The organism is Amycolatopsis echigonensis, from assembly GCF_014174495.1.
GTDB classification, from domain to species: domain Bacteria; phylum Actinomycetota; class Actinomycetes; order Mycobacteriales; family Pseudonocardiaceae; genus Amycolatopsis; species Amycolatopsis echigonensis.
Map to the genome: position 1 here is coordinate 36512 of NZ_JACJHR010000035.1, position 25924 is coordinate 62435.

The window sequence follows — 25924 nt, forward strand, 5'->3', positions numbered from 1 at the left end:
ATCCCAGCGCAAAGCCCGCCCCGCACCCAAACCGGTCACCCGAGGTCCGCCAGCAAACCCATCTCCGCGATCACCGCGCGCGCCGCCCGCAGGGTCGGCACCGCTTGCACCGCTCCGCTGCCCTCGCCGAGCCGGAGGCCCAGGTCCAAGATCGGCGTCAACCCCAGCGCCTTCAACGCAAACGCTTGCGCGGGCTCCGTCGACCGATGCCCCGCCAGCCACCACTGCTCCGCACCCGGCGCGATGTCCCGGGCCACCAAGGCTGCCGTCGCCGAGAAGATTCCGTCCAGCACCACCGGGATCCCGCGGCTGGCCGCTTCCACCAGGAACCCGGCTGTCGCGGCGAGGCAGGCGCTGCCGAGGGCCGTCAGGCGGTCGAACGGGTCGGTCACGGGACGGCGCGACAGGGCGGCGGCGACCACCGCGGTCTTGCGTTCCAAAGCCTCCCCGGACACGCCGGTACCGGTGCCCACCACCTCGTTCGCGGGAAGGCCCAGAGCCGAAGCCACGACCGCAGCGCACACCGTCGTGTTGCCGATGCCCATGTCGCCCGGGATGAGAATGTCCGCTGTGGACTCCGAGGCAGCGATGGCGCGTCCCGCCTCAAACGCCGCAAGAGCCTCGCCGGGGGCCAAAGCGTCCTCGACGTCGATGGCGCCCGAACCGCGGCGGATCTTGTGGGCGGTGACTTCCTCGGGAACGTCCGCGGCATCCCAGTCGACCGCGATGTCGGCCACCCGCACCTGTGCCCCGACCTGCGCCGCGAGCACCGTCACCCCGCTGCGTCCGGCCAGGAACACGCGCACCATCGCCGCCGTGACCTCGCGCGGGTACGCCGACTGCGCCGACACCCCGTGGTCGCCGGCGAAGACGACCACGCGGACGTCGTCCAGCGGGCGCGGCGGGACCACCCCGTGCGCGGCGCTCAGCCAGGCGGCGAGTTCTTCCAGCCTGCCGAGCGAGCCGACCGGTTTGACCAGGCCGTCGAGGCGCTCCAAGGCGGCGGCGCGGGCGGCGGCGTCCGGGACGGGAATGGCGAAACTCGGCACGGCTGGCTCCTCACGGAAGGTCGAGTGCCCGCCCGGCGACGATGAGCGAAACCCGGTCGCTGTCGGCGGACACCCGGTTGTTGAGTGCGCCCAGCACATCACGGAACAGCCGTCCGGACACCGTTGCGGGCACCACACCGCTCCCGACCTCGTTGCTGACCGCGACGATCGGCACCCGCGCCTGGCTCCACGCGGCGAGGAAATCCTCGAGCCGGTCGTCCAGTCTGCGCTCCCAGCCCGATTTGCCCGACCACGCGCCGACCTCGTCGAGCACCCGCGACAGCCAGGTGCCGAGGCAGTCGATCAGCAACGGGCTCGTCGCGTTGCGCAGCACGGTCGCCAGGTCGGTGGTCTCGACCGTCGTCCAGTGGCGCGGGCGGCGGGCCCGGTGCGCCTCGACGCGCGCGGCCCATTCCGGGTCCTCGGCCGACGGGGGCAGCCCGGGAGCGACGTACACGAGGTGGGGGTGGTGCGCGACGAGCCGCTCCGCGTGCCTCGACTTGCCCGAGCGGACCCCGCCGAGAACGAGCACCTTGCCGTCGTCGCGTCCGTACCGGCGGAGGGCCCGCGCCAGGGTTTCGAGAGACCCGGCGAGCCGGTGCGTCAGCTTGGTCATACCCGGCATTCTCTCCCGCGCGCTACGGTTCGCCACGTGCCACTCCGACAAGCCGTCACCGCGGCCGGGATGATCGCCGGATACGCCGCCGACGCCTGGTTCGGCGACCCGCGCCGGGGGCATCCGGTCGCGGCGTTCGGCACCGCCGCTGGCCAGCTGGAACGCTGGTGGTGGGCCGATTCCAAGCCGCGCGGGGCGGCCTACGCGGCGGTCTGCGCGGGGTCGGCGGCCGGGCTCGGACTGCTCGCGGAAAGAGTCGCCCGGAACCGGCCGGGCGCCCGATTTGTCCTGACCGCCGCGGCGACGTGGGCCGTCCTGGGCGGCCGCGGACTCGCCGCCGAGGGCCGCGAAATGGCGCGATTACTCGAATCGGGTGAATTGCCCGCCGCCCGGCAGCGGCTCAGCCACCTCTGCGCGCGCGACGCCACCGGCCTCGACGCGGCCGAGCTGACCCGCGCGGCCACCGAATCGATCGCCGAGAACACGTCCGACGCGGTCGTGGCGCCGCTGCTGTGGGGCGCGGTCGCGGGCGTGCCAGGCCTGCTCGGGTACCGCGCGGTGAACACGCTCGACGCGATGGTCGGCTACCGCTCGCCGCGGCACCGGAACTTCGGCTGGTTCGCCGCGCGCACCGATGACTGGGCCAACCTGGTGCCGGCACGCGTCGGCGCGGTGCTGACTGCGGTAGCCGCACCTTTGGCGGGCGGACACGCGCGGTCGGCTTGGCGGGCTTGGCGACGTGACGGCAGCGCGCATCCGAGCCCGAACGCGGGACAGGTCGAGGCTGCTTTCGCCGGTGCGCTGGACATCCGGCTCGGCGGCACGAACACGTATCACGGCGAGGTCGAGCGCCGGAGCACGCTGGGGAACGGACGGCCGCCGGTCGCGAGCGATGTGCGCCGGGCGGTGCGGTTGTCGCGGTTGGTCGGGGCGGCGGCGCTGGCGGTCGCGGCGGGAATCGCGGTGGTTCGGTGAGCGGCTCGCGGGCTGCGGCGATGGGAGGTGGTGGTCGCGTGGTGCGCAAGCCGTCGGGTGATCGCCGTCGGTCCGGCCTGAATGATCTGCGCGAGACGGGGCGGCTGGCCGGGGCGGCCGCGGTAGCGGTTACGGTGGCGCGATGAGCGGGCTGCTGATCGCCGGAACCACGTCGGACGCGGGGAAAAGCCTGGTCACCGCCGGAATCTGCCGCTGGTTCGCGCGACGCGGCGTGCGGGTCGCCCCGTTCAAGGCGCAGAACATGTCGAACAACTCGATGGTCTGCGCGGACGGCGCGGAGATCGGCCGCGCGCAGTGGCTGCAGGCGCGGGCCGCGCGGGTGGAGCCGGAAGCGGCGATGAACCCCGTGCTGCTCAAGCCGGGCAGCGACCGGCGCAGTCACGTCATCGCGCTCGGAAAGCCGTACGGCACCCTCGAAGCCGGGGAGTACGCCACCGGGCGGGCTGGGCTCGCCGAGATCGCCTTCGACACGTTTGCCGAGCTGCGGCAACGGTTCGACCTCGTCGTTTGCGAGGGCGCGGGCAGTCCGGCGGAGATCAACCTGCGCTCCGGCGACTACGTCAACATGGGCTTGGCGCGGCGCTTTTCCCTGCCGGTGCTGGTCGTCGGCGACATCGACCGCGGCGGCGTGCTGGCGGCGATGTTCGGCACGCTCGCGCTGCTGTCGGCCGAGGACCAGGCGCTGGTGGCGGGGTGGCTGGTGAACAAATTCCGCGGCGACGTCGGGTTGCTGCAGCCTGGCCTGAACAGCCTGGAGAAGGTCACCGGACGGCCGGTGCTCGGCGTGCTGCCGTGGCTGGACCGGGTGTGGATCGACTCCGAAGACGCCCTCGCCGCGGCCGGATGGCGGCACGAAGCCGCGCAGCGCGGATTGCGGGTCGCGGTAGTCCGGTTTCCCCGGGCTTCCAACGCCACCGACGTGGACGCGCTCGCGGCGGAGCCCGGCGTGACGGTGAGCCTGACTGCCGACCCGGATACCGTCGCCGCGGCGGATCTGGTGGTGCTGCCGGGCTCACGAGCCACTGTGGACGATCTGAAGTGGTTGCGTGACAGGGGTTTGGCGGACGCGGTGACGGCACGGGCCGCGGCGGGACGTCCGGTGCTGGGGATTTGCGGTGGGTACCAGATGCTCGCGGAGTCCATTGAGGACGATGTCGAGTCCGGAGCGGGGCTGGTGGCGGGGCTCGGACTGCTGCCGACGCGCGTGACGTTCGCGAGGGAGAAGGTGCTCGGCCGCCCGACCGGCGAATGGCGCGGGCATCGGGTCGACGCGTACGAGATCCACCACGGCAGCGCCGGCCCGGCGGACGCGGAGTCGTTTTTGGACGGTTGCCGCGTCGGTTCGGTCTGGGGCACGACGTGGCACGGGGCGCTGGAGAACGACGGGTTCCGTCGCGCTTGGCTTGCCGAAGCGGCGGCGCAGGCGGGCGTCGAATGGCAGGCCGCCGAGGACGCGCCGGGGTTCGCGGACCTGCGGGAGGACATGCTGGAGCGGCTGGCCGACGCGATCCAGTCCGAAGTGGACACCGGAATGCTGATGGCGCTGGCGGAGGCGGGGGCTCCGGGCGGCCTGCCGTTCGTGCCGCCGGGAGCGCCCTGACCGGTCAGTGCACGACCCGGCCGGTGGTGGGGAAGTCGGTTTCCAAAGTGCACACCGCGTGCTGCTCCGGCGGGTGCGAGTCCGATTCGGCCGGTTGCCGCGCGCCAAGACGAACGTACTCCGGCGGTGTGCTGCTGGCGAAGTACTGCTCGGCTTCGGTCGCGCAGGCGTCATGGAGCGAACCGCCGGACAGCGGGAGCACGTGGAACACCTCGATGTCGTGCGCGTCCTCGCAGGAGACCGGGCTGGCCTCGCTGCCCGAGCGGAAGCAGTCGCCGGGACGGGCTTGGAAGAGCGGGTCCGAACCGGCTGAAGGACCGGCCACCACGAGCCCGATCAGGAGCACCGCCAGCCACGCGCCGCTGATCGACAGCCCGGCGATCGCGAGCCCGCGGCCCGGGTTGCCGAACACGCGGATCTGGCGGAGCGCGATGATTCCGAACGCGATGCTCAGCGGCAGGCTGAACGCCGGGACGGCGAGGACCAGCGAGGCGATCGCGAAGCCGTTGGTGCCGCGCGGTTCCGCCGGCGGCGCGTCTTCATAGCTTGGACCGGACGGTTTCGGCGGCAGCATGGGGTCCCCTCGGAAATGGCCCCCCGACCCGGCGTCGAGCATAGAACGTGGCAACCCCTTGCGGGGTAACGATTCAGGCGAGCCCGGCGTCGTGCACCAGAATCGCGACCTGGGTGCGGTTCGCGGCCTCGGTCTTGGCCATGATCCGTCCCAAGTGGACCTTCACGGTCGCCTCGCTGAGCCCGAGCGCGCGGGCGATCTCCGCGTTGCTCGAACCCTGTCCGACGGCCACCGCGACCTCGCGTTCGCGGGGCGTCAGCGGTTCGAGCCGCGCGCGGGCGGGCGTCGGGGTGGCGGCGGTGGCGAAGTGCGTCAGCAGCCGCCGCGTGATCGACGGCGACAGCATCGCCTCGCCGCTGCCCACCACGTGCATCGCTTTGACCAGTTCGCGCGGCGGCGTGTCCTTGAGCAGGAAACCCGTGGCACCGTGGCGAAGCGCTTCGTGCACGTACTCGTCGAGGTCGAACGTCGTCAGCACGACCACCGCGGGCGCGTCCGGTCCGGCCGTCACCAGGCGGGTCACTTCCAGGCCGTCGACCTCGGGCATCTGCACGTCGGTGAGCACGATGTCCGGCCGGTGCTCGCGGACGAGCGAGAGCACTCCGCGACCGTCGCCGGCCTCCGCGACCACCTCGATCCCCGGATCGGATTCGAGGATCATCCGGATGCCGCTGCGCACGAGCACCTCGTCGTCGATCAGCAGGATTTTCAGCACGATTCCTCCGCTCGCAGCGGGAACGCGGCCCGCACCCGGTAGCTGCCCGCGCCGTCCGGACCGGCGCGGAGCGTCCCGCCGGTCAGCGTGACGCGTTCGCGCATGCCGATCACGCCGTAGCCCGCGCCGGGCAGCCCGGCCGAATCGGCGAGCGGGTTGGCCACTTCGACCACCAGGTCCTCGTCGGAAGCGGACAGCCGCACGTCGATTGTCGTTCCCGGCGCGTGTTTCGCGGCGTTGGTGAGCGCTTCCTGCACGACCCGGTACGCCGCGCGTCCGACCGGGTCGGGCACGTCCGGCATCGGATCCGGCAGGGTGGCGCGCACCTGCGCACCGGCCGCGGCGAGGTCGTCGGCGAGCTGGCGGACCCCGTGCAGGCTCGGATCCGGCAGCGAGCGCGGCTCGGGACCGTCGTCGCGGAGCACCCGCAGGATGTCGCGCAATTCGTTGAGCGCGGCGGAACTCGATTCGCGGATCACCTCGGCGAGCTGCGCGGTCTCGTCGTCCTTGGCCCGCACGGTAAGCGCGCCCGCCTGCAGCGCGACGATGCTGACCCGGTGTGCGACGACGTCGTGCATCTCGCGCGCGATCCGCCGCCGCTCGGCCGTCACGGCTCGCTCGCCGAGCAGGTCACGCTCGCGTTCGGCCTGCTCGGCGCGGTCACGCAAGGCGTCGAGCAACGCCGCGCGCTGGTGCATCCACAGTCCGGCCAGCGCCGGGACCACGACCATCATCCCGAGGGCGAGCCCGAACGTCTTCCAGTCCGAAAGGCTCGACGGCCGGGAAAACGACACCATCAGCCCGATTTCCGCCAGCACGGCGACCGCGGTCGGCCAGCGGAGCCCGCGCAGCGACGCGACCGTGTAGAGGGTGACGGAGGTGGCCCACAGCGGCGGAGTCGCCAGCGCGACGCCGACCGAAACCAGCATCGCGGGCAACGGGAACCGGCGGCGCAGCAGCACGGCCGCGACCATCACCGCGACCGCGATCGGCCAGAACCACGGACGGCCCGCGTCCGGCGGCTCCCCGGCCACCGTCAGGCCGAGCACGGCCAGCGCCACGGCCAAGTCGATCAGGTGGTTGCGCACCCAGCCACCGTAAGCCCTGCACGAAATTCCCCCACTTGGCGTCCGCGAGGGAAGCAGCCCGCGGCTCGGCGGCCGCGATCGAGGCGAGCAGACCGTCCACACGGGACTCGGAACCGGCGTCTCGGGCAAGCAGGACGCGAGGTGGCCGCCGGTGATGCCCGGCCGCGTTCAGAACCGGTCGGCGTCCATGTCCTTCCGCGGACCGCCGTCGACCAGGAGAAACGTGCCCGGCGCAGCGGACTCCAGTTGCCGGAGGGCTCTGCCGGGGTATTCTGCCGAGCGTCGCGACCAGACCCAGCCCGGGGAGTGCGGATCATGTCCTACGCCGTCGATTTCACCACCGTGTCGACTGTCGGCCTGGAGTCCTCCCCGGTCGCGGACGCGCTCGCCGGGCTGCGGGCGAACGAGGCGCGCTACTTCAAGAACAAGTACGACCACGTCTTCACCGTCGAGCCCGCCTCCGAGGTACCGGAGATCGTCGACTGGGTGCACCGCATCCTCAAGGAAGAACGCGATCTCGTCATCTCCTCGCGGCCGCTGGAGGCGACCGAATTCGAGGTCGACGGCATCCGGATGGCTTACGTCTTCTACGAGAGCGGCCTGTCGATCAACGTCATGTACACGCTCGAGGAGGGCGGCAAGCGAGCGGTCGGGTTCAAGCTGTCCGACGGGATGGACGTCCCGGAGGAACTCGCTGACAAGTTCAAGTTCGCGCGCCAGAAGTCGAAGCTCGCCGGGACGATCCGCGGGTCCTACTTCGTGATCAAGAACGAGTACTGACCCGCAGCGCGGCACTGCGCAGGCACAGCAGCAGGGGAAGGGAACTGTTGTCGCGCAGCCGGGGCGGCAGTGCGTTCGCTTCGATCAGCGGTACTCCGTCGGCCAGCTCTCGGCCTAGTGCGGCCAAGTCCACCTCCACGCCGGTGACTCCTGCGCTGTAGAGCCGTTCCGCGCCCTTCGCGCGGCGGCTGGCGAGCTCCGTGCTGTCGACGGACAGCTGGGTGACGCCGAAGAATTCCGGCTTCGCACCGCGTTCGAGCCAGCGCGCGAAGCCGGTCAGCCGCGTCGAGGAGATTTCACCGGGCAGGACGGCGGCTTCCTCGCGTAGCTCGCGTTCCATTCCGGCACATACCGCGGTGTGCAGGGACCGGCGGGTTCCTCCTTGTGGGGTAAGGAGATCCTGCGGTTCGAGGCTGCCGCTGCCGGACGGCGCGAGCAGCAGCCCGCTGGCCGAGTTCCGGGCCGACTGGCGGACGACGACGAGCAAGCCGTCGGACGTGAACGCGATCGTGGACACGCCGACGAGGTCGGCGAGCGTGCTGGCGGCGAGGGTCCGCAGCGCTCCGGACGAGTCGGTCAGTTCCTCGTGGCGCAGGTCGTACTCGCGGCCGTCGGCGGAGTTCGTGATGCGCAGCGACGCCAGTTCGTTCGTGCAGACCGCGTCGAAGAACCGGGCGCGGTGCAGGACGATCGGTGCCGGACGCGCACCGGCGACCGGCAGCGGTTCGCCGCGCATGCCGACGATCGGGCCGTTGAACAGCAACCGGCCGCGAGCCCGCAACGGCAGCACGTGCGGCGCGGTCGCCTTCAGCTTCGCGGGCAGCCGGTACGGATCCTCGGCGACGGTGATGCTGAACGTGGTCTCGGCGAGCGCCGCGTCGATGGCGTCGCTGACCAATGCCGTGCCACGCGCGGGAATCGCCAGGTACCGCGCGTCGGGATAGGCGCGCGGCGGCGGGGTGTCGGCGATCGGGAACGGCGCGACGATCGCGGTGAACTCGTAGCCGGACCACCGTTTCCGCAGCAAGCGGATGTCGCGCACGAGGGTCACCAGGCCGAGCAGGAGCGCGACAATCGACAACGACGACGCCGAACGCGCTCGGCAGGATCGTGACCGCGCCGAGCACGACCCCGAGCGCTCTCGAAGGTCCGTGAAGGGCTCCTTGAAGGAATCAGATTCCCTCAAGGAGCCCTTCACGGACCACCCGCGAGCCCAGCACACGAAAAGGGCGGGTGCGACGCCGTTGTCACACCCGCCCGACAGCCGGGACCAGCGCGGCGACGGTGACACGCTGACCCCGAAACTGAACGGGGCGAAGCGCGGCGGCAGTGACGCGTCAACCCCGAAACTTGGCCGGAGCGAAGCGCGGCGACAGTGACGCGCCCGCTCCGAGTCATCAGGAGATCGGCCGGTCGGTCGGCGCGATCGGGGCCGGGAGCACGTCCCGGCCGGTCAGGAAGGCGTCCACGCCGGCCGCGCACGAGCGGCCCTCCGCGATCGCCCACACGATCAAGGACTGGCCGCGGCCCATGTCGCCCGCCACGAACACGTTGTCCACAGTGGTCTGGAAGTTCTTGTCCCGCACGACGTTGCCGCGCTGGTCCAGTTCCACGCCCAGGTCGGTCAGCAGGCCCTCGCGCTGCGGGCCGAGGAAGCCCATCGCCAGCAGCACCAGCTGCGCGGGCAGCTCGGTCTCGGTGCCCTCGACCGGGACGAACTTGCCGTCCTCGTTGCGCACCTCGACCAGCTTCAGCGCGCGCACCCGGCCGTTCTCGTCGGCCAGGAACTCCTGGGTGTTGACCGAGTACAGCCGCTCGCCGCCCTCCTCGTGCGCGGAGCTGACCCGGTAGATCATCGGGTACATCGGCCACGGGTGCGCTTCCGAACGCGTCTCCGGCGGCTTCGGCATGATCTCCAGCTGGGTCACCGACTTCGCGCCCTGCCGGTGCGACGTGCCGACGCAGTCCGCGCCGGTGTCGCCGCCGCCGATGACCACGACGTCGAGGCCCTTGGCCGAGTACGGCGACTCCGCCAGCTCGCCCGACGCGACCCGGTTGGCCGGCGGCAGGAACTCCATCGCCTGGTAGATGCCCTCGGCGGACCGGCCCTCGATCGGCAGGTCGCGCCACGCCGTCGCGCCGCCCGCGAGCACCACCGCGTCGTGGTCGGCCTTCAGCTGCTCGACGGTGAGGTCCACGCCGACGTTCACCGAGGTCCGGAATTCCGTGCCCTCGGCCCGCATCTGGTCGAGGCGGCGGTCGAGGCGGAACTTCTCCATCTTGAACTCGGGAATGCCGTACCGCAGCAGCCCGCCGATCTTGTCCGCCCGCTCGTAGACCACGACGGAGTGGCCCGCGCGCGTCAGCTGCTGCGCCGCGGCCAGCCCGGACGGGCCGGACCCGACCACGGCGACCTTCTTGCCGGTCTTGGCGACCGGGACCTGCGGCGTGACCCAGCCTTCCTCGAAAGCGCGGTCGATGATCGAGATCTCGACCCGCTTGATCGACACCGGGTCGTCGTTGATGCCGAGCACGCACGCGGTTTCGCACGGCGCCGGGCACAGCGTGCCGGTGAACTCCGGGAAGTTGTTCGTGGCGTGCAGCCGTTCCGCGGCCTGCTGCCAGTCCTCCCGCCACACCAGCGTGTTCCACTCCGGGATCAGGTTCCCGAGCGGACAGCCCTGGTGACAGAACGGGATCCCGCAGTCCATGCAGCGGCCGGCCTGCTTCTCCAGCTTGGTCGTCGCGAAGTCCTCGTAGACCTCGCGCCAGTCCATCAGCCGCAGGTCCACCGGACGCCGCTTCGGTTCCTCGCGCGTGGTGGTCAGAAAGCCCTTGGGGTCAGCCATGTGCGGCCTCCGTGTTCTGCGGGATACCCGCACCCAGTCGGCACTCATAACTGGCTTCGCGATTATCAGCCATGAGCTGCCTCCATGATCGCCTCGTTCACGTCCCGCCCGTCGCGTTCGGCCGCCACCTGAGCGGCGAGCACGCGCTTGTAGTCCTTCGGCATGACCTTGCCGAACCGGTCGACCGCACTGTCCCAGTCCGCCAGCAAGGCCCGCGCGACGGCGGATTCGGTTTCGTTGTAGTGCTTTTCGACGGTTTCGCGGAGGAAGTCCACGTCCGCGGTGTCCAGCGGGTCGATGTCGACCATCTCCGGGTTGACCCGGTGCGCGGGGAGGTCCAGCACGTACGCGACGCCGCCGGACATGCCGGCCGCGAAGTTGCGGCCGATCTTGCCCAGCACGACCATCCGGCCGCCGGTCATGTACTCGCCGCCGTGGTCGCCCACGCCCTCGACGACCGCCAGCGCGCCGGAGTTGCGCACGCAGAACCGCTCGCCGACCTGGCCGCGGATGAAGATCTCGCCGCTCGTGGCCCCGTAGGCGATCACGTTGCCCGCGATGATGTGGTCCTCCGCGACGATCGGCGATTCCTTCGGCGGCCGCACGATGATCCGCCCGCCGGACAGGCCCTTGCCGACGTAGTCGTTGCCGTCGCCGTACAGCCGCAGCGTGATGCCCCTGGGCACGAACGCGCCGAACGACTGGCCCGCGGTGCCGGTGAAGGTGACGTCGATGGTGTCGTCGGGAAGCCCTTCGCCACCCCACCTCTTCGTCAGCTCCGAGCCGAGCATGGTGCCGACGGTGCGGTTCACGTTGCGCACCGGCAGTTCCAGCCGCACCTTGTCGCCGGACGCCAGCGCGCCCTCGGCGAGCTGGATCAGCGTGTTGTCGAGCGCCTTGTCCAGCCCGTGGTCCTGCTTCACGGTCTGGTGCCGCGCCGCGCGCGGCGGCAGCTCGGGCACGTGGAAGATCGGCGACAGGTCGAGCCCGGCGGCCTTCCAGTGGTCCACCGCCTTGCGCTTGTCGAGCAGCTCGGCGTGGCCCACGGCCTCCTCGACCGACCGGAAACCCAGCTCCGCCAGGTATTCCCGGACCTCCTGGGCGATGAACTCGAAGAAGTTCACCACGTAGTCCGCCTTGCCGCTGAACTTCGCGCGCAGCTTCGGGTTCTGCGTCGCGACGCCGACCGGACAGGTGTCGAGGTGGCACACGCGCATCATGATGCAGCCCGACACCACCAGCGGCGCGGTCGCGAACCCGAACTCCTCGGCGCCGAGCAGCATCGCGATCATCACGTCGCGGCCGGTCTTGAGCTGGCCGTCGGTCTGCACCACGATCCGGTCGCGCAGCCGGTTGGCCAGCAGCGTCTGCTGCGTTTCGGCCAGGCCCAGCTCCCACGGTCCGCCCGCGTGCTTGATCGAGGACAACGGCGAGGCGCCGGTGCCGCCGTCGTGCCCGGAGATCAGCACGACGTCCGCGTGCGCCTTGGACACGCCCGCCGCGACGGTGCCGACGCCGACCTCGGACACGAGCTTCACGTGGATGCGCGCGTCCGGGTTGGCGTTCTTGAGGTCGTGGATCAGCTGAGCCAGGTCCTCGATGGAATAGATGTCGTGGTGCGGCGGCGGGGAAATCAGCCCGACGCCCGGCGTGGAGTGCCGCGTCTTCGCGATCCACGGGTACACCTTGCCGCCGGGCAGCTGCCCGCCCTCGCCGGGCTTCGCGCCCTGCGCCATCTTGATCTGGATGTCGTCGGAGTTCACCAGGTACTCGCTGGTGACGCCGAACCGGCCGCTGGCGACCTGCTTGACCGCGCTGCGCCGCTCCGGGTCGTACAGCCGCTCCGGGTCCTCGCCGCCCTCGCCGGTGTTCGACTTGCCGCCGAGGCGGTTCATCGCGATCGCCAGCGTCTGGTGCATTTCCATCGAGATCGAGCCGTACGAAATGGCCCCGGTGGCGAACCGCTTCACGATCTCCGAAACCGGCTCGACCTCCTCGATCGGCACCGGCTTCCGGTCGCCGTACTTGAAGTCGAACAGCCCGCGCAGCGTCAGCAGCTTCTCGGCCTGGTCGTTGACCGCCTTCGTGTACTCCTTGAAGATCTCGTACTTGCCCGACCGCGTGGAGTGCTGCAGCTTGAACACCGTCTGCGGGTTGAACAGGTGCGGCTCGCCTTCGCGCCGCCACTGGTAGTCCGCGCCGGTTTCCAGCTCGCGGTGGCTCGGCCGGACGCCGTCGGCCGGGAAGGCCCGGACGTGCCGCTGCGCGACCTCCTCGGCGAGCGTGTCGAAGCCGACGCCGCCGAGCCGCGAAGTGGTTCCGGTGAAACAGGTGTCGATCACTTCGGCGCCGAGGCCGACCGCCTCGAAGATCTGCGCGCCGGTGTAGGAGGCCACAGTGGACACGCCCATCTTGGACATGGTCTTGCGGACACCCTTGCCGAGCGCCTTGATCAGGTTCGTAGTGGCCTGCTTGGGAGTCACGCCCGGGATGAGGCCCCGGTGCGCCATCTCCTCGACCGTCGCCATCGCCAGATACGGGTTCACCGCGGCCACGCCGTAACCGACCAGCAGCGCGATGTGGTGGACCTCGCGCGCGTCGCCGGCTTCCACGATGAGGCCGACCTGCGTGCGTGTCTTCTCCCGCACCAGGTGGTGGTGCACCGCGCCGGTGAGCAGCAGCGACGGGATCGGCGCGTGGTCGGCGTCGACCCCGCGGTCGGACAGCACGATCAGCCGCGCGCCGTCCTCGATCGCCTCGGACACCTCGGCGCGGATCTCGTCGAGCCGCTGCACCAGCGCCTCGCCGCCGCCGGCCACCTTGTACCGGCCCATCACGGTGACCGCCTGGAACTCCGGCAGATCGCCGTCGTCGTTGACGTGCACCAGTTTCGCGAGCTGGTCGTTGTCCAGCACCGGGAACGGCAGCACGATCCGGCGGCACGACGACGCGTCGGCGGCCAGCAGGTTCGGCTCCGCGCCGATCTGCGTGCCCAGCGCGGTCACCAGCTCCTCGCGGATCGCGTCCAGCGGCGGGTTGGTCACCTGGGCGAACAGCTGGATGAAGTAGTCGAACAACGGACGCGAACCCGACGAAAGGGACGCGAGCGGCGAATCGTTGCCCATCGACCCGATCGGCTCCGCGCCGGTGCGGGCCATCGGCTCGAGGATGGTCTCCAGCTCTTCCTCGGTGTAGCCGAACGCCTGCTGCCGGCGCACGAGCGCGGCGTGCAGCGGGACCTCGCGGTCGCGCTCGGGCAGTTCCTCCAGGCGGAGCAGCCCGGCGTCGACCCATTCGTCGTACGGGTGCTCGGAAGCGAGCTGGCCCTTGATCTCCTCGTCCTCGACGATCCGGCCGGCGACGGTGTCCACGAGGAACATCCGGCCCGGCTCCAGCCGTCCCTTGCGGACGATCTTCGCCTGGTCCAGCTCCAGCACGCCGACCTCGCTGGCGAGCACCACGAGCCCGTCGTCGGTGACCCAGTAGCGGCCGGGGCGCAGGCCGTTGCGGTCCAGCACCGCGCCGATCTGCGCGCCGTCGGTGAACGCCACCAGCGCCGGCCCGTCCCACGGCTCCATGAGCGTGGAGTGGAACTCGTAGAACGCCCGCCGCGCGGGGTCCATTTCCTGGTGGTTCTCCCACGCCTCCGGGATCATCATCAACACCGAATGCGGCAGCGACCGGCCGCCGAGGTGCAGCAGCTCCAGGACCTCGTCGAAGGACGCCGAGTCGCTCGCGCCGCGCGTGATGACCGGGTAGATCCGCTTGAGGTCGCCCGGGATCAGGTCGGTCTCGAGCAGCGCCTCGCGCGCGTCCATCCAGTTGCGGTTGCCCTTGAGCGTGTTGATCTCGCCGTTGTGCGCCACGTAGCGGTACGGGTGCGCCAGCGGCCACGACGGGAAAGTGTTGGTGGAGAAGCGGGAGTGCACGAGGCCGATGGCGCTCGTCACGCGCTCGTCGGTCAGGTCGAGGAAGAACTTCTCGACCTGCGGCTCGGTCAGCATTCCCTTGTAGACGATCGTGCGCGAGGACAGCGACGGGAAGTACACGTCGTCCTCGACCAGTTCGTGCTCGGCGCGCTTGCGCACGCAGAAGGCGGCGCGCTCGAGGGCCAGACCGTCGAGATTGTTCTTGCGCCCGGCCAGGAACAGCTGGGTGAAATGCGGCATGCTCTGCGCCGCGGTCGGGCCGCAGTGCGCGGTGTCGACCGGCAGCTCGCGCCAGCCCACCACGCGCATGTCCTCCTCGGCGGCGATCCGCTCGATGGTGGTCATGGCGCGGCCGCGGCGCTTTTCGTCCTTCGGCAGGAACGCGGTGCCGACGGCGTAGCTGCCTTCCGGAGGCAGCTCGAACCCGGCGACCTCGCGGTAGAACGCGTCGGGAACCTGGATCAGCAGCCCCGCGCCGTCCCCGGTGTCCGGTTCGGCCCCGCGTGCCCCGCGATGTTCCAGGTTCTTCAACGCGACAAGGGCTTTCGCCACGATCTGATGGTCTCGGCGACCGGTCAGGTCCGCGACGAACGCCACCCCGCAGGCATCGTGCTCGTAGGCGGGGTCATAGAGGCCGTCACTGGCCGGGGTGCTCGAACGGTGGGTCACGGCTGGCCGCCTCCCAAGGCGTTGGCGCGGTTTCTTTCACTCCGAAGGGGGGTTCATCTCTGAACCGGTTAACGAAGTGGTCCGAAACCGCGATGGTCAGTCGAGAAGGGAAACCTTCCGGTGCCGTCGCGCGGCGCGGCATTGCGTCGCGATGCGTGGCTGGCCGCGGCCGGTCGGAGACCGTGCCGGGCGCCGGAGGGTTTGTCACCGCACGGCGATGGGCGGCGGAAATTGTTCTGCACGTCGCTGTACAGGCGCACGCGCCGGGGTCGGTCAGCCTGTGTGGTGGGGGCCAGCCGGGGCGCGTGGTGGTGACTCCCGGGTTCGCCGGGTCTTATGACGATAGTGTGAATTCGCTGTGATCGACATACGTCGTGGCGCTCTCGTGGGAAAGACCACGCATACGTTGACGCCCTCCGGGGTACTCCCATATGCCGGGCCGTCTCTCCCGCCACGCGGTCAGCGAAGCCGCTGACCTGCGTAAACCTGTCTGCCTGCCCGGTGTCAAGCGCACCCTGGCGGCTGGTTGACTGGGGGTTGTGAGGGGGAGCGCCGATGACTGATCGTTATCTGTCCGTGGCGGTCGCCGGGCTGCACGAGATTGAAATACGGCGTTCACGGTTCCTGTGCGCGGTCGCTCCGGTGACCGGCGAAGCGGCCGCGCGGGAGATCATTTCGGCCCGCCGCCGCGCCGAACCCGCGGCGCGGCACCACTGTCACGCGTTCGTTCTCGGCCCGGACGGCCGCACCCAGCGATCGAGCGACGACGGCGAGCCCGCCGGGACGGCCGGGGTTCCGATGCTGGAGGTGCTGCGCCGCCGCGAGGTCACGGACACGGTCGCGGTGGTGTCGCGGCATTTCGGCGGCGTGCTGCTCGGGGCGGGCGGGCTGATCCGCGCGTACGGGCAAGCGGTGTCGGACGCGCTCGACGCGGTAGGTCTCGTGGAGTACCGGCGATTGCGGCTGTTCGACGTGACGATGGACTACACGCGGGCCGGCCGGTTCGAGAACGATCTCCGCGCGTCGCCGTACGTGCTGCACGAGACGCGCTTCGAGGAGGCGGCCCACTTCGAGGTCGGCCTCTCGCCTGGCGAGGAAGACCGATTCAGCGGCTGGCTGGCCGACCTCACCGGCGGCGAGGCGGTCGCGGTCGAACTGGGAGAGGAGTGGGTGCGCGGATAGCCGCGCACTGGTCTCAGGGCCGGAAGATCAAGCCGCGACGGGCTTTCCGCCCAGCGCCCGCGCGCCGGCCTCGGTGAGCACCGCGGGCACCCGCTCGCCGCACGCGCCGTCCTCGGCGGGCTCGATCAGTCCTTTGCGGACGAGGTCGCGGACGGTGCCCTGGTCGCAGCAGCTCAGCCCGTCGACGAACAAGTCCGGTTCGCAGCTGCAGCTGATCTCCGCGTGCCCTTCGGCGACGGCACGCAGGGTGGCCCGCTCCCGATGGTTCAACTCGGCAGTCACGGCGGTCCCTCCTTCTGGTCCCGGCCCCTGGCATACCCGGGAACGGTCCCAGTGTCCGTCGCGCCGGTCACATTGTCGGGTATTTCACTCCGTTCTACGGGGGTATGTCGCGGGTGGTTCCGGGGCGCCCCGAGGGAATTGCCGGGCCGTCGTTCGAAACCGCGGCGAATGCGCGTTCCGCGCCGGTCCGCGCGGTCAGCGAATTACTTGCTGCGTTCGAGCAGGGTGCGCACGGCCGGGCCGATGAGCCGCTCGATCTGGTCGGCGGGCGCGGTGGCGAGCGGTTCCTTGCGGGTGATCGAGCGGACGAGCCCGATGCCGAGCAGCCAGGCCATCGCGAGGTCGGCCCGCAGTTCGGCATCGGGCTTGTCGGTGAGGCCGGACAGCGCGCGGGTGTACTCGGCGTCGAGTTGCGCGCGCAGCGCCTCGTCGGCGCGATCGGTGCCCGACGACCGCAGGTAGGTCTCGATCGAGCGGGACGCCGAATCGTCGCGTTCGAGGAGGCTCCGCAGCGCCGCGGAGAAGAGCCGTTCGGGCGGGGTCGTCTCGACCTGGGCCAGGCCGCCGCGGGCCATGACGTGCTCGAACAACGCGTCCTTGCTGCCGAAGTACCGGAACAGCAAGGCCTGGTTGACGCCCGCGCGGTTCGCGATGTCCCGCACCGTGGTGCGGTCGAAGCCGCGGTCGGCGAACAGTTCGGCCGCGGCGTCCAGCAACGCGGCTTTGGTCGCCGTCGCGTCGCGTTTGCGCGAAGGCTGGTCCGCGTCCATCGGTTCCCCCTGGGGTGCGCTGTGTGCGCGACGAGGTTAACCCGACGGGTCGCGGATCGGCCGGACGAACTACGCGGACCAGGCGACCGGCAGCTCCTCGGGGCCGTAGACGAGAGCGTTGTGCTTATACGGCAAAGATTCCTTCGGCACCGCCAGCCGCAGGTCCGGAATGCGCCGGAACAACGCGGTCAGCGCCTCCTGCATTTCGACCCGCGCGAGCTGCTGCCCGAGGCATTGGTGCGCGCCGAACCCGAACGCGACGTGCGTGCGCGGCGATTCGCGGGCGAAGTCCAGCTGGTCGGCGTGCGGATAGCGGTCGTCGTCGCGGTTGGCCGAGTTCAGCGCGGCGATCAGCCAGTCACCCGCGGCGATCGTCTGCTCGCCGACCTTGACCTCTTCGGTCGCGTACCGCAGCACGCCGAACTGCACGACCGACAGGTAACGCAGCAGTTCCTCGACCGCGCGCGGCGGATCGGCGAGGGCCTGCGCGCGCTGCTCCGGGTGTTCCAGCAGGAGGAGAGTACTGAGCGCGATCATGTTGGCGGTGGTCTCGTGCCCGGCCACGAGGAGGCTGAGGCCGAGCATGATCAGCTCGTCCAGGTCGAGCGGCTCCCCGGAGTCCTCGGCCCGGACGATGAGCCTGCTGAACAGGTCGTCCTGCGGGTCCCGCTGCTTGCCCGCGAACCGTGCGCCCAGGTAGCCGGCCAGTTCGTGATACGCCTTCTGCGTGGCGTCCGGGCCTTGGTCGGTGCTGACCAGCAGGCTGCTCTGGCGCTGGAACAGCTCGCGGTCGGCGTAGGGGACGCCCAGCAGTTCGCAGATCACCAGCGAGGGGATCGGCAGCGCGAAATCCCGCACCAGGTCGGCGGGGCCGGGTTTGGCGAGCATGGCGTCGAGGTGCCGATCGACCTGCTCGCGGACGTACTCGCGCAGCCGTTCCACCCGCCGGACGGTGAACTCCGCGACGACCATCTTGCGCAGCCGGGCATGCTCCGCGCCGTCGAGCTGGATGATCGAACCCGGGTCGACCTCGGCGTACGGGTCCAGACCGGCCTTGACGTGCACTGACGAGGCTCCGCGCGAGCTGAGCGCCGGGTCGGCGAGCACCGCGCGGACGTCGTCGTAGCGGGTGACCAGCCAGGTGTCGAACCCGGCCGGGCAGCGGACCCGCGACACCGGCGCGGTCTCCCGCAGCGCGGCGTACTCGGCGGGCGGGTCGAACGGGCAGCCGGCTGGACGCGCGGTCGGAAGGGCCGGGGTCTCGGACTGGGTGGGCATGCGGATGGCGCCTTTCCTCCGGCGGTGCGGGCATCTTCCACTCTGGAGACGTCCGCGTGGTCGCGGGGCGATCGACCGGGATCAGCGACGGAAGGACCACAGCTCTGCCCGATTCGCCCCTTCCCGGTTAGACCGGTTCGGTGATCGGCTCGTCGGCGAAACGGCGGGCGACTCGTTCTGCCCCCGCGCGCGCCCAGGCGGTGGTGGCGAGAACGGCGAGCGCGATGATCAGCGTGGTGCCGCCCGCGACGGCCCACCACGCCGCGGCGTACCCGGTCAGCGGGGTGGTCGCGGCGGCGAGGATGGTGCCCGCGACCGCGACGCCGAGGGTTTGCCCGACTTGCCGGGAGGTGGACGCGACCGCCGCGGCGACTCCGGCTTGGGAACGGGGCATGCCGCTGACGGCGGCGTTGGTGATGGGCGGGTTCAGGAGGCCGAATCCCAGGCCGAAGACGCCGTACGCGAGGGCGAGCATCCACAGCGGCGTGGTCGCGGACGCGGTGGTGAGCAAGACGGCGACGACCGTCATGGAGATCCCAGCGGTCAGCAGCGGAATCCGTGCGCCGCGAGCCGCGACGAGACGACCGGACAGCGGCGCGGCGATCGTCACGGCCACAGCGGTCGGCAGCAGCATCAGACCGGACTGCAGCGCCGAGAGCCCGCGCACGTCCTGCAGGTACAGCGGCGACAAGAACAGGAACGTGCCGAACGCGGCGAGCCTGCACACCGCGCTGACGGTGGCCGACGAGAACGGCGCGCTCCGGAAGAATCGCAGCTCGACCAGTGGTTCGCGGCGGCGGATCTCCCATCGGACAAGCGCGAGCAAAGCGAGTGCGCCGAGCCCGGCGAGGCTGATGATCACCGGCGAACCCCAGCCGAGCCGCTGGCCCTCGATCGCGGCGGTCACCACCGAACCGAGCAGCACCACGACCAGCAGCTGTCCCGCTGGATCCGGCCGGCGCGGGTGCGGCGCGCGCGATTCCGGCACGTAGCGCGCGGTGAGCACGAGTGCGGCGACGACCACCGGGACGTTGACCCAGAAGATCGCCCGCCAGCCGATGCTCTCGGTGAGCACGCCGCCGAGCACCGGGCCGACGCCCAGCGAGATCCCGACGATCGACCCCCACACCCCGATCGCCCGCGCGCGCTCGCCCGGGTCGGCGAAGACGTTCGTGATGATCGACATCGCGACCGGGTTCAGCATCGCGCCGCCGAGCGCCTGCACGATCCGCGCGGCGACCAGCCAGCCGATCGACGGGGCCAGGCTGCACAGCAGCGAACCGAGTCCGAAAAGGACCAAACCGGCCAGGAAGGTTCTCTTGCGCCCCAAGCGGTCTCCGGTCGCCCCGGCGAGCATGAGGAAGCAGGCGATCACGAGCGTGTACGAGTCGATTGTCCATTGCAGACCGTTGATCGACGCGCCGAGATCGGTGCGGACGACCGGGAGCGCGACGTTGACGATGGTGTTGTCCATCGCGACGACGAGGATGCTGGAGCACAGGATCGCGAGAATGCCGAAACGGCCGCGTGCGGTGTCGGCTCCCATTCAGTGCTCCGTCCAGTCGGTGGTGATGTTGTCGCCCGTTGTCCAGACTTCGGCGGCGTATCCGTCCGGCCGGACGAGGACGGCGGCCAGGCCATGCCAGTCTCGGGTTGACCGCACGACCTCGTCGCCCTCCGGGACGATGGCGGTGCCGAAGGCCACGAGAGTGAACCGGTCTGGTCGCAGCGCGCGATGGAGCGTTCCGCCGTCGGAGAGCGGAAGATTGGGCACGCGGCGGCCGACGAGACCGCCGTCCTCGGCGTAGGAAATCTCGAGCCCGGACAGCCAGCCGCGCAGCTCGTCCGCCGTGTCGCCGTCGCGGCCGATGAGGTCGGACATCAAGTCCCGCAACGCTTTCCCGGCCGGAGTGAAGGTGACCATGAGCGCGGCCTGGGCGAGGGTGTTCGCCGCGAGCCGGGCCGCGATGGGGCGGCGTTCGGCGTCGTAGGACTGCGGGCCGTCGATGATCCGCCGCGACGCGCGGCCGCGCACCTCCGCGGCGAGCTTCCACGCGAGGTTCGCCGCGTCCTGCACGCCGACGTTGAGCCCCTGGCCGCCGGCCGGAAGGTGGACGTGCGCGGCGTCTCCGGCGAGGAACACGCGGCCGGTGCGGTACTGCTCGACGTGTCGTGTGGTGTCGCCGGCCCGTGACGCCCACAGCACCTCGGTGATGCCGAAATCGTCGTCGGCGAGCCGTTTGAGTGTCGCGCGCAGTTCGGCCTCGTCGGGGATCTGGGCCTGGCGGCGGGCGGCTTCCTCGGGGGTGAGGCCGGTGTCGCCGGGTTCGTGGCCGAAGATGCGGTAGATGCCGCCGGGCAGCGGAAGCGCGCTGTACGAGCCGCGTTCGCAGTCCCAGTTGTGCGGCTGGGCCGGCGGGCGTGCCAGCCGGACGTCGGCGAGGAACCCCATGGTGGACGCCGGAGTTCCGGGGAAGGCGAGGCCGAGCGCGTGCCGGGTCGCGCTGTGCGCGCCGTCCGCGCCCACGACGTAGCCGGCGCGCCGGGTGTCGCCGGTTTCCGAGACGATGGCGACGCCTTGCTCGTCCTGCGTCAGGTCGGCGAGTTTCCATCCGGGCTCGACCACGACGCCCTGCTCAGCGAGGTGCTCGGCAAGCAGCCGCTCGGTTTCCGGCTGCGGCAGCAGGAGCACGAACGGGAACGAGGTGTCGAGTCCGGCGTAGCTCAACCGGTTCGGCAGGGCGGCGAAATGCGTGGCGGGAACGGGATTTCCGGCCGCGACCATGCGGGCGGCCAGCGAACCGTGCTCGTCCGGGAGCGCATCGAAGAGTTCGAGGGTGCGCGGGTGGATCGTCGTCGCCCTCGATTGCCAAGCGCGCTCCGGATTCGCCTCGAACACCCGGACCGCGACGCCGGCCTGGTGCAGGAACGCGGCCGCCGCCATCCCCACCGGTCCGGCTCCGATCACCGCGACCTCGATGTCCATGGTTCCCCCTTCTGGAGGTTCGCCTCGCGAACTGTCTTGACGTCAAGGTATTCTCTCACTGTCTTGATGTCGAGAGAAAGGGCCGTGCCGGTGAACACTCCGCCGCGGGACGCGGTCGACGATCTGGTGGATGCCGTCCGGCGCGGGGGCGGCGACGAGAGCGTGCTGGGCGCGAAGTCGCTGTCCTACCGGCTGCGGCGGGTCGCGCACCAGCTGGAACTGGCCATGCGTCGCGAACTGTCCGCGCACGGGATCGAGCTGTGGGAGCTGGAAATGCTCGCCGCGCTCAAACGCGCGCCCGAGCACCGGCTGACGCCCGGGCAGGTGATGGCCGCGGTAGAGCTGACCTCGGGTTCGGTCACCCACCGGATCACCCGGCTGGAGGCCCGCGGCTGGGTCCGCCGCGACAAGGACCCGGGCGACCGGCGTTCGGTGCTCGTGACCCTCACCGCGGAGGGCAAGCAGCAGGCGCTCGCGTCGTTCGCACTCAAAACGGAGGTCGAACGCGAAATCGCGAAGGCTCTCGACCCGGAAACCATCGACGTGGTGAACGACGCGCTGCGGCGGGTTTCGCACCACCTCAAGGGAAAGGACGAGCAATGAAGCGGGAAACCCTTGGCGCGGCGGCCATCGTCGCGGGCATGGCTGCCGCCGTGCCGTCGGTATGGCAGACCGTCACCCACATCACCGATCCGAGCTACCGCGCACCGGAGGTCCGCCACGGCGAAGGTCACGTGCAGTACCACATGGCGCGCGAAGCCCTGATCACCGCGGGCGCTTTCGGCGCGGTGGGCACCGGTCTGGCGGCCGGACGGGATCGCTCGCCGGCGCTGTGGCGGGCGATGGCTTGTGCCGCGGGCAGTTTCGTGGCGGCGATGTGGTCCGGCGGTCCGACGACCGGGGCGTGGGCGCCGAACCGGAAAGCGCTGGCGATCCACGTGGCGTCGACGAGCATGTTGACGGCAGGCGTCGCGCCGCTGCGGCCCCGGCGTCGTTAGCGGAAGGCCCGGGCGTTCTCCAGTCACGTTCGCGCGTCGTCGCCGATCGCGGCCAGGCTGGTTTCGTCCAGGGTGCGGCGCTGGGTGATGCGAAGGCGGAATCCCTTGCGCTGCCCCGGAATCGGTTGAGCTGCGTCGTCCGGACCCCAAGCCCAGACGGCACCGTCGGGGCCGGTCAGTTCGACCCGGATCGGCTCGGTCGGCAGCGGCAGCTGGGCGGCATAGAACGACAGTCCGCGACCGGCCACGCCCAGCGCGGCGATGCGCTTGAGCCGGTCCGTCGGGCGGTGTTCGACGCCCGCGGTGTCGAAGATGTCCTGGCCGTGCCATGCGTCCAGCAGTTCCGAACGCGGTCGCGCGGCTCCCTCGGCCGCGACCGCATCGGGGTCTTGGTCGAGCACGGCCGCGAATTTCTCCCGTGTGCGGATGGCGAGGAGGACGTTCGCATCGGCTGCCGCGAGATGCGCGACCTGGTGGCCGATCGGGCAGCCTGGCTGCCCGCGCCCCCGCTTTCCGCGAGCATCCGGCTGAAGTATTCGTGGCGGATTGACGCGTGCCGACCCCGGGTGTAAGTCTGTAAGCACCTGCTTACAAAGGGATCCGGGGAGTCGTTGGCATGACCACCACGCACACCGAACCGCTCGCCTACCCGTTCAACGAGGAGGCGGGCCTCGCGCTCAACGAGGCCTACACCGCCGCTCGCGAGAACGCCGGGATGATTCGCGTCCAGATGCCGCACGGCGAGCCCGCCTGGCTCGCCACCCGCTACGCCGACGCCCGTCTCGTGCTCGGGGACCGGCGGTTTTCCCGCGCGCTGGCGCAGGAAAGCGACGAACCGCGGATGTCGGAGTACCGCCGTCCGGGCGGCATCCTCTCGATGGACCCGCCGGACCACACCCGGCTGCGCACGCTCGTCGCGAAGGCGTTCACCGCGCGGCGGGTCGAGGAACTGCGCCCGCGGGTCGCGCGGCTGGCGAGCGAGTTGATCGACCAGATGCGCGAGCACGGGCAGCCGGCCGACCTGGTCGACCTGTACGCGCTGCCGATCCCGGTCGCGGTGATCTGCGAGCTGCTCGGCGTGCCGGTGGGCGACCGGCCGCAGTTCCGCGAATGGAGCGACGCGGCGTTGTCGACCACGCGGCTCACGCCGGAGGAGTCGGAACGCAGCCGCAAGGAGCTGCGCGCGTACATGGCCGGCCTGATCGCCGAGCACCGTGCCCAGCCGCGGGACGACCTGATGACCGCGCTCATCGAGGCCCGCGACGTCCGGGACCGGCTCACGGAGCTGGAGCTGGTGGACCTGTGCGTCGGAATTCTCGTCGCCGGCCACGAAACGACTGCCAGCCAGATCCCGAACTTCGTGTACGCGCTGCTGGACCAGCACGAACACTGGGAACGGCTGTGCGCGGGCCCGGCTTTGATCCCGACCGCGGTGGAGGAGCTCCTCCGTTTCGTGCCGCTCGGTGCCGGAGCCGGTTTCGCCCGCTATGCGACGGAAGACGTCGAAGTCGGGGATGTCTTGGTGCGCAAGGGAGAGCCGGTGTTGGTGGCGATCGGCGCCGCGAATCGCGACCGGCTGCAGTTCGGCACCGCCGACCAGCTCGTCCTGGACCGCGACGACAACCACCACCTCGGCTTCGGCCACGGCGTGCACCACTGCCTCGGGGCTCCGCTCGCGCGGCTGGAACTTCAGGAGGCGTTGCGCGCGTTGACGAGGGAGTTGCCCGGCCTGCGACTGGCCGGCGACATCGAGTGGAAGACGCAGATGCTGGTCCGCGGACCGCGTTCGATGCCGATCGGATGGTGACCATGCCCTGGAAAATCGAAGTCGACGGGGGAACGTGCATCGGCAGCGGGATGTGCGCGTCGTTGCTGCCGGAGACGTTCGCGCTGGACGGTGCGACCGCGCGTGCGGTGCACGAGACCGTCGAGCCGGATGAAACGGTGCTGGACGCGGCGGATTCCTGTCCTGCCATGGCGATCACGGTGCGGGACGGGGCGGAGGTGGTAGGGCCTCGGCCCTAAAAGTTGCGGTGAGGCACCCCGAAGCCGGAGGGTGACTACGTGCGGGCTTCGTATCGGGGTGCGGGCGAGGGCTGGGTGCCTCGATGGGTTGGGTGGCGGTGTTCCTGCGGGATAATTAGCGGAATACGCCGTTTTCGGTGACTACTGCGGTGATCAGCTTGGCGGGGGTGACGTCGAAGGCTGGATTGAAGGCCGCCGCGCCGTCCGGTGCGATTTGGGTCCCGCCGAATTCCGTTAGCTCGGCTGCTGCGCGTTCCTCGATGGCGATGTCTGAGCCGGTGGCAATATTTTTGTCCACAGTGGACGTTGGGGCGACCACCACGAACGGAACACCGTGGTGCGCGGCGGCGATGGCCAGCCCGTAGGTCCCGATCTTGTTGGCCACGTCGCCGTTCGCCGCGATGCGGTCCGCGCCGACGAGGACACAATCCACGAGCCCGCGCGCCATCGCCGCGGCCGCCGCCCCGTCCGGTTGCACGCGGTACGGCACCCCGGCTTGCTCAAGTTCCCAAGCGGTCAGCCGGGAGCCCTGCAACAACGGCCGCGTCTCGTCCACCAGCACTGACTCCACCAGCCCTCGCGCGTGGAGGTGCCAGACGACCCCGAGCGCCGTGCCCCACGCGACGGTCGCCAGATGCCCGGTATTGCAGTGGCTGAGCAACCGCAGCGGCCTTCGCTGGCACGCGTCCAGCACGACTTCCGCCGCGTGCGCCGACGCCGTGCGATTGCGTTGCTCGTCCTCGTCGAGCATCGCCCGTGCCTCGGCCAGCACCGCGTCGGGCCCGTGGGGCAGCTGGGCCAGGGCGCGCTCGACACCCCACACGAGATTGACCGCCGTCGGCCGGGCATGCGCGATCCGGTCCGCTTCGGCTCGCACATCCCCGCCCTGGTAAGCCGCCAGCGCGACTCCCAGCGCACCCGCCGCTCCCAACGCCGGTGCTCCCCGGACTGCCAGCCGTTGGATCGCGTCGACCAGTTCGGTCACCGTGCGCAGCGCGAGCGTGCGGTACTCGCCCGGAAGCGCGACCTGGTCCACGATCACGATCGCCCCGTCGGCCCAGTCGACTGTCCTGCGCATACGCCCTCCCGTCCGGAAATCCCGTGGCGGACCGCCGCTGGCGTGAGCGACGATCCGCCTCGTGACCATTGAACGGCAGAACCCGCCCGGCCTGCATCCGACTCCCGGCTACCACCACGTGACCACCGTCGACGCGCGCCGCGGCGTGCACCTCGCCGGCCAGCGCCCGCTGAGCCCCGACGGGGAGGTCGTGCCTGGCGACGTCCTCGCGCAGGTGGACCAGGTCGTCGCCAACACCCAGGTCGCGCTCGCCCACGCCGGCGCGACCCCCGAGGACGTCGTGCGCACGGTGATCTACGTGGCCACCTCCGGCCAACCGACCCTCTCGGCGGTGTGGCACCGGTTCACGAAGTCCTCGCTCGCGGCGGCGTTCACCGCCGCGAGCACGCTCGTCGGCGTGACGTGCCTGGGCTTTCCGGGCCAGCTCGTCGAACTGGACGTGACCGCGGCGCTCGCCTGA

Annotated in this window: 24 protein-coding genes; 9 read left to right on the top strand and 15 right to left on the bottom strand. The window is 70.7% G+C overall.

The genetic code is table 11. From position 1 onward, the window contains the following. Nucleotides 1–35 precede the first annotated feature (35 nt). Nucleotides 36–1049, bottom strand: a complete 1014-nt coding sequence (gene cobT / locus H5411_RS23890) for a nicotinate-nucleotide--dimethylbenzimidazole phosphoribosyltransferase (protein ID WP_183125043.1) — start codon at nt 1047–1049, stop codon at nt 36–38. 10 nt (nt 1050–1059) lie between these two features. Continuing rightward, on the bottom strand, nt 1060–1665 hold the full coding sequence (locus H5411_RS23895) for a bifunctional adenosylcobinamide kinase/adenosylcobinamide-phosphate guanylyltransferase (RefSeq protein WP_101434515.1): 606 nt from the start codon (nt 1663–1665) through the stop codon (nt 1060–1062). Between the two features lie 36 nt (nt 1666–1701). Between H5411_RS23895 and H5411_RS23900 the strand changes: the two genes are divergently transcribed. Both H5411_RS23900 and H5411_RS23905 read left to right on the top strand, forming a co-directional pair. Continuing rightward, the gene (locus H5411_RS23900; RefSeq protein ID WP_101434514.1) at nt 1702–2640 is read left to right on the top strand and encodes a cobalamin biosynthesis protein; all 939 of its coding nucleotides are present in this window, start codon (nt 1702–1704) and stop codon (nt 2638–2640) included. Nucleotides 2641–2782: 142 nt separating this feature from the next. Continuing rightward, nucleotides 2783–4261, top strand: coding sequence for a cobyric acid synthase (locus tag H5411_RS23905; RefSeq protein ID WP_101434513.1), 1479 nt, complete (start codon nt 2783–2785; stop codon nt 4259–4261). A gap of 4 nt (nt 4262–4265) precedes the next feature. Here the strand turns inward: H5411_RS23905 and H5411_RS23910 are convergent, their stop codons facing one another. The 3 genes from H5411_RS23910 to H5411_RS49000 form a co-directional block, all read right to left on the bottom strand. Beyond that, the gene (locus tag H5411_RS23910; protein WP_101434512.1) at nt 4266–4835 is read right to left on the bottom strand and encodes a DUF4190 domain-containing protein; all 570 of its coding nucleotides are present in this window, start codon (nt 4833–4835) and stop codon (nt 4266–4268) included. A 73-nt stretch (nt 4836–4908) separates the two neighbouring features. After that, a complete protein-coding gene (locus tag H5411_RS23915) occupies nt 4909–5541 on the bottom strand; it encodes a response regulator (RefSeq protein ID WP_460431640.1) in 633 nt (210 codons plus the stop codon). Between the two features lie 2 nt (nt 5542–5543). Continuing rightward, nucleotides 5544–6638 carry a sensor histidine kinase gene (locus H5411_RS49000; RefSeq protein ID WP_101434510.1) on the bottom strand — a complete coding sequence of 365 codons (1095 nt, stop codon included), beginning with the start codon at nt 6636–6638 and terminating at the stop codon, nt 5544–5546. 315 nt (nt 6639–6953) lie between these two features. Between H5411_RS49000 and H5411_RS23925 the strand changes: the two genes are divergently transcribed. Then, on the top strand, nt 6954–7418 hold the full coding sequence (locus tag H5411_RS23925) for a phage tail protein (protein ID WP_101434509.1): 465 nt from the start codon (nt 6954–6956) through the stop codon (nt 7416–7418). On the opposite strand, the gene H5411_RS23930 is transcribed toward H5411_RS23925, so the two are convergent. From H5411_RS23930 to gltB, 3 genes are all read right to left on the bottom strand, one after another. Then, nucleotides 7402–8499 (bottom strand): hypothetical protein, encoded by a 1098-nt coding sequence (locus H5411_RS23930; protein ID WP_246369155.1) that lies wholly within the window; start codon nt 8497–8499, stop codon nt 7402–7404. The two genes, H5411_RS23925 and H5411_RS23930, sit on opposite strands and share 17 nt — an antisense overlap. A gap of 316 nt (nt 8500–8815) precedes the next feature. Then, entirely contained in the window at nt 8816–10267 is a 1452-nt protein-coding gene (locus H5411_RS23935; protein ID WP_183125044.1) for a glutamate synthase subunit beta, read from the bottom strand. A 65-nt stretch (nt 10268–10332) separates the two neighbouring features. Continuing rightward, nucleotides 10333–14865 carry a glutamate synthase large subunit gene (gene gltB / locus H5411_RS23940; RefSeq protein WP_101434507.1) on the bottom strand — a complete coding sequence of 1511 codons (4533 nt, stop codon included), beginning with the start codon at nt 14863–14865 and terminating at the stop codon, nt 10333–10335. Nucleotides 14866–15420: 555 nt separating this feature from the next. On the opposite strand from gltB, the gene H5411_RS23945 reads away from it, so the two are divergent. Further along, complete coding sequence (locus tag H5411_RS23945) at nt 15421–16047, top strand: YigZ family protein (RefSeq protein WP_183125045.1); 627 nt, start codon at nt 15421–15423, stop codon at nt 16045–16047. Nucleotides 16048–16074: 27 nt separating this feature from the next. On the opposite strand, the gene H5411_RS23950 is transcribed toward H5411_RS23945, so the two are convergent. The 5 genes from H5411_RS23950 to H5411_RS23970 all read right to left on the bottom strand — a co-directional run bounded on the left by H5411_RS23950 (nt 16075) and on the right by H5411_RS23970 (nt 21363). Further along, nucleotides 16075–16329: a hypothetical protein gene (locus H5411_RS23950; protein WP_183125046.1), complete on the bottom strand. Its 255-nt coding sequence runs from the start codon at nt 16327–16329 to the stop codon at nt 16075–16077. Nucleotides 16330–16532: 203 nt separating this feature from the next. Then, nucleotides 16533–17099, bottom strand: coding sequence for a TetR family transcriptional regulator (locus tag H5411_RS23955; RefSeq protein ID WP_101434504.1), 567 nt, complete (start codon nt 17097–17099; stop codon nt 16533–16535). Nucleotides 17100–17168: 69 nt separating this feature from the next. Then, a complete protein-coding gene (locus tag H5411_RS23960; RefSeq protein WP_183125047.1) occupies nt 17169–18377 on the bottom strand; it encodes a cytochrome P450 in 1209 nt (402 codons plus the stop codon). 127 nt (nt 18378–18504) lie between these two features. Continuing rightward, a complete protein-coding gene (locus tag H5411_RS23965; RefSeq protein WP_183125048.1) occupies nt 18505–19923 on the bottom strand; it encodes an MFS transporter in 1419 nt (472 codons plus the stop codon). Then, nucleotides 19924–21363 carry an FAD-dependent monooxygenase gene (locus tag H5411_RS23970; protein WP_183125049.1) on the bottom strand — a complete coding sequence of 480 codons (1440 nt, stop codon included), beginning with the start codon at nt 21361–21363 and terminating at the stop codon, nt 19924–19926. 66 nt (nt 21364–21429) lie between these two features. On the opposite strand from H5411_RS23970, the gene H5411_RS23975 reads away from it, so the two are divergent. Both H5411_RS23975 and H5411_RS23980 read left to right on the top strand, forming a co-directional pair. Then, nucleotides 21430–21966 carry a MarR family winged helix-turn-helix transcriptional regulator gene (locus H5411_RS23975; protein ID WP_220817367.1) on the top strand — a complete coding sequence of 179 codons (537 nt, stop codon included), beginning with the start codon at nt 21430–21432 and terminating at the stop codon, nt 21964–21966. After that, nucleotides 21963–22361: a hypothetical protein gene (locus tag H5411_RS23980; RefSeq protein WP_183125050.1), complete on the top strand. Its 399-nt coding sequence runs from the start codon at nt 21963–21965 to the stop codon at nt 22359–22361. Before H5411_RS23975 ends, H5411_RS23980 begins: the two co-directional genes overlap by 4 nt. A 23-nt stretch (nt 22362–22384) precedes the next feature. Here H5411_RS23980 and H5411_RS23985 read toward each other — a convergent pair whose 3' ends face one another. Next, the gene (locus H5411_RS23985) at nt 22385–22762 is read right to left on the bottom strand and encodes a hypothetical protein (protein WP_183125051.1); all 378 of its coding nucleotides are present in this window, start codon (nt 22760–22762) and stop codon (nt 22385–22387) included. Nucleotides 22763–22977: 215 nt separating this feature from the next. Here H5411_RS23985 and H5411_RS23990 point away from each other — a divergent pair, with 215 nt between their 5' ends. Then, on the top strand, nt 22978–24168 hold the full coding sequence (locus tag H5411_RS23990) for a cytochrome P450 (RefSeq protein WP_183125052.1): 1191 nt from the start codon (nt 22978–22980) through the stop codon (nt 24166–24168). A gap of 2 nt (nt 24169–24170) precedes the next feature. Beyond that, nucleotides 24171–24386, top strand: coding sequence for a ferredoxin (locus H5411_RS23995; protein ID WP_183125053.1), 216 nt, complete (start codon nt 24171–24173; stop codon nt 24384–24386). 115 nt (nt 24387–24501) lie between these two features. Here the strand turns inward: H5411_RS23995 and mtnA are convergent, their stop codons facing one another. Then, nucleotides 24502–25464 carry an S-methyl-5-thioribose-1-phosphate isomerase gene (gene mtnA, locus H5411_RS24000; RefSeq protein WP_183125054.1) on the bottom strand — a complete coding sequence of 321 codons (963 nt, stop codon included), beginning with the start codon at nt 25462–25464 and terminating at the stop codon, nt 24502–24504. A gap of 61 nt (nt 25465–25525) precedes the next feature. Between mtnA and H5411_RS24005 the strand changes: the two genes are divergently transcribed. Further along, the gene (locus tag H5411_RS24005) at nt 25526–25924 is read left to right on the top strand and encodes a RidA family protein (RefSeq protein ID WP_183125055.1); all 399 of its coding nucleotides are present in this window, start codon (nt 25526–25528) and stop codon (nt 25922–25924) included.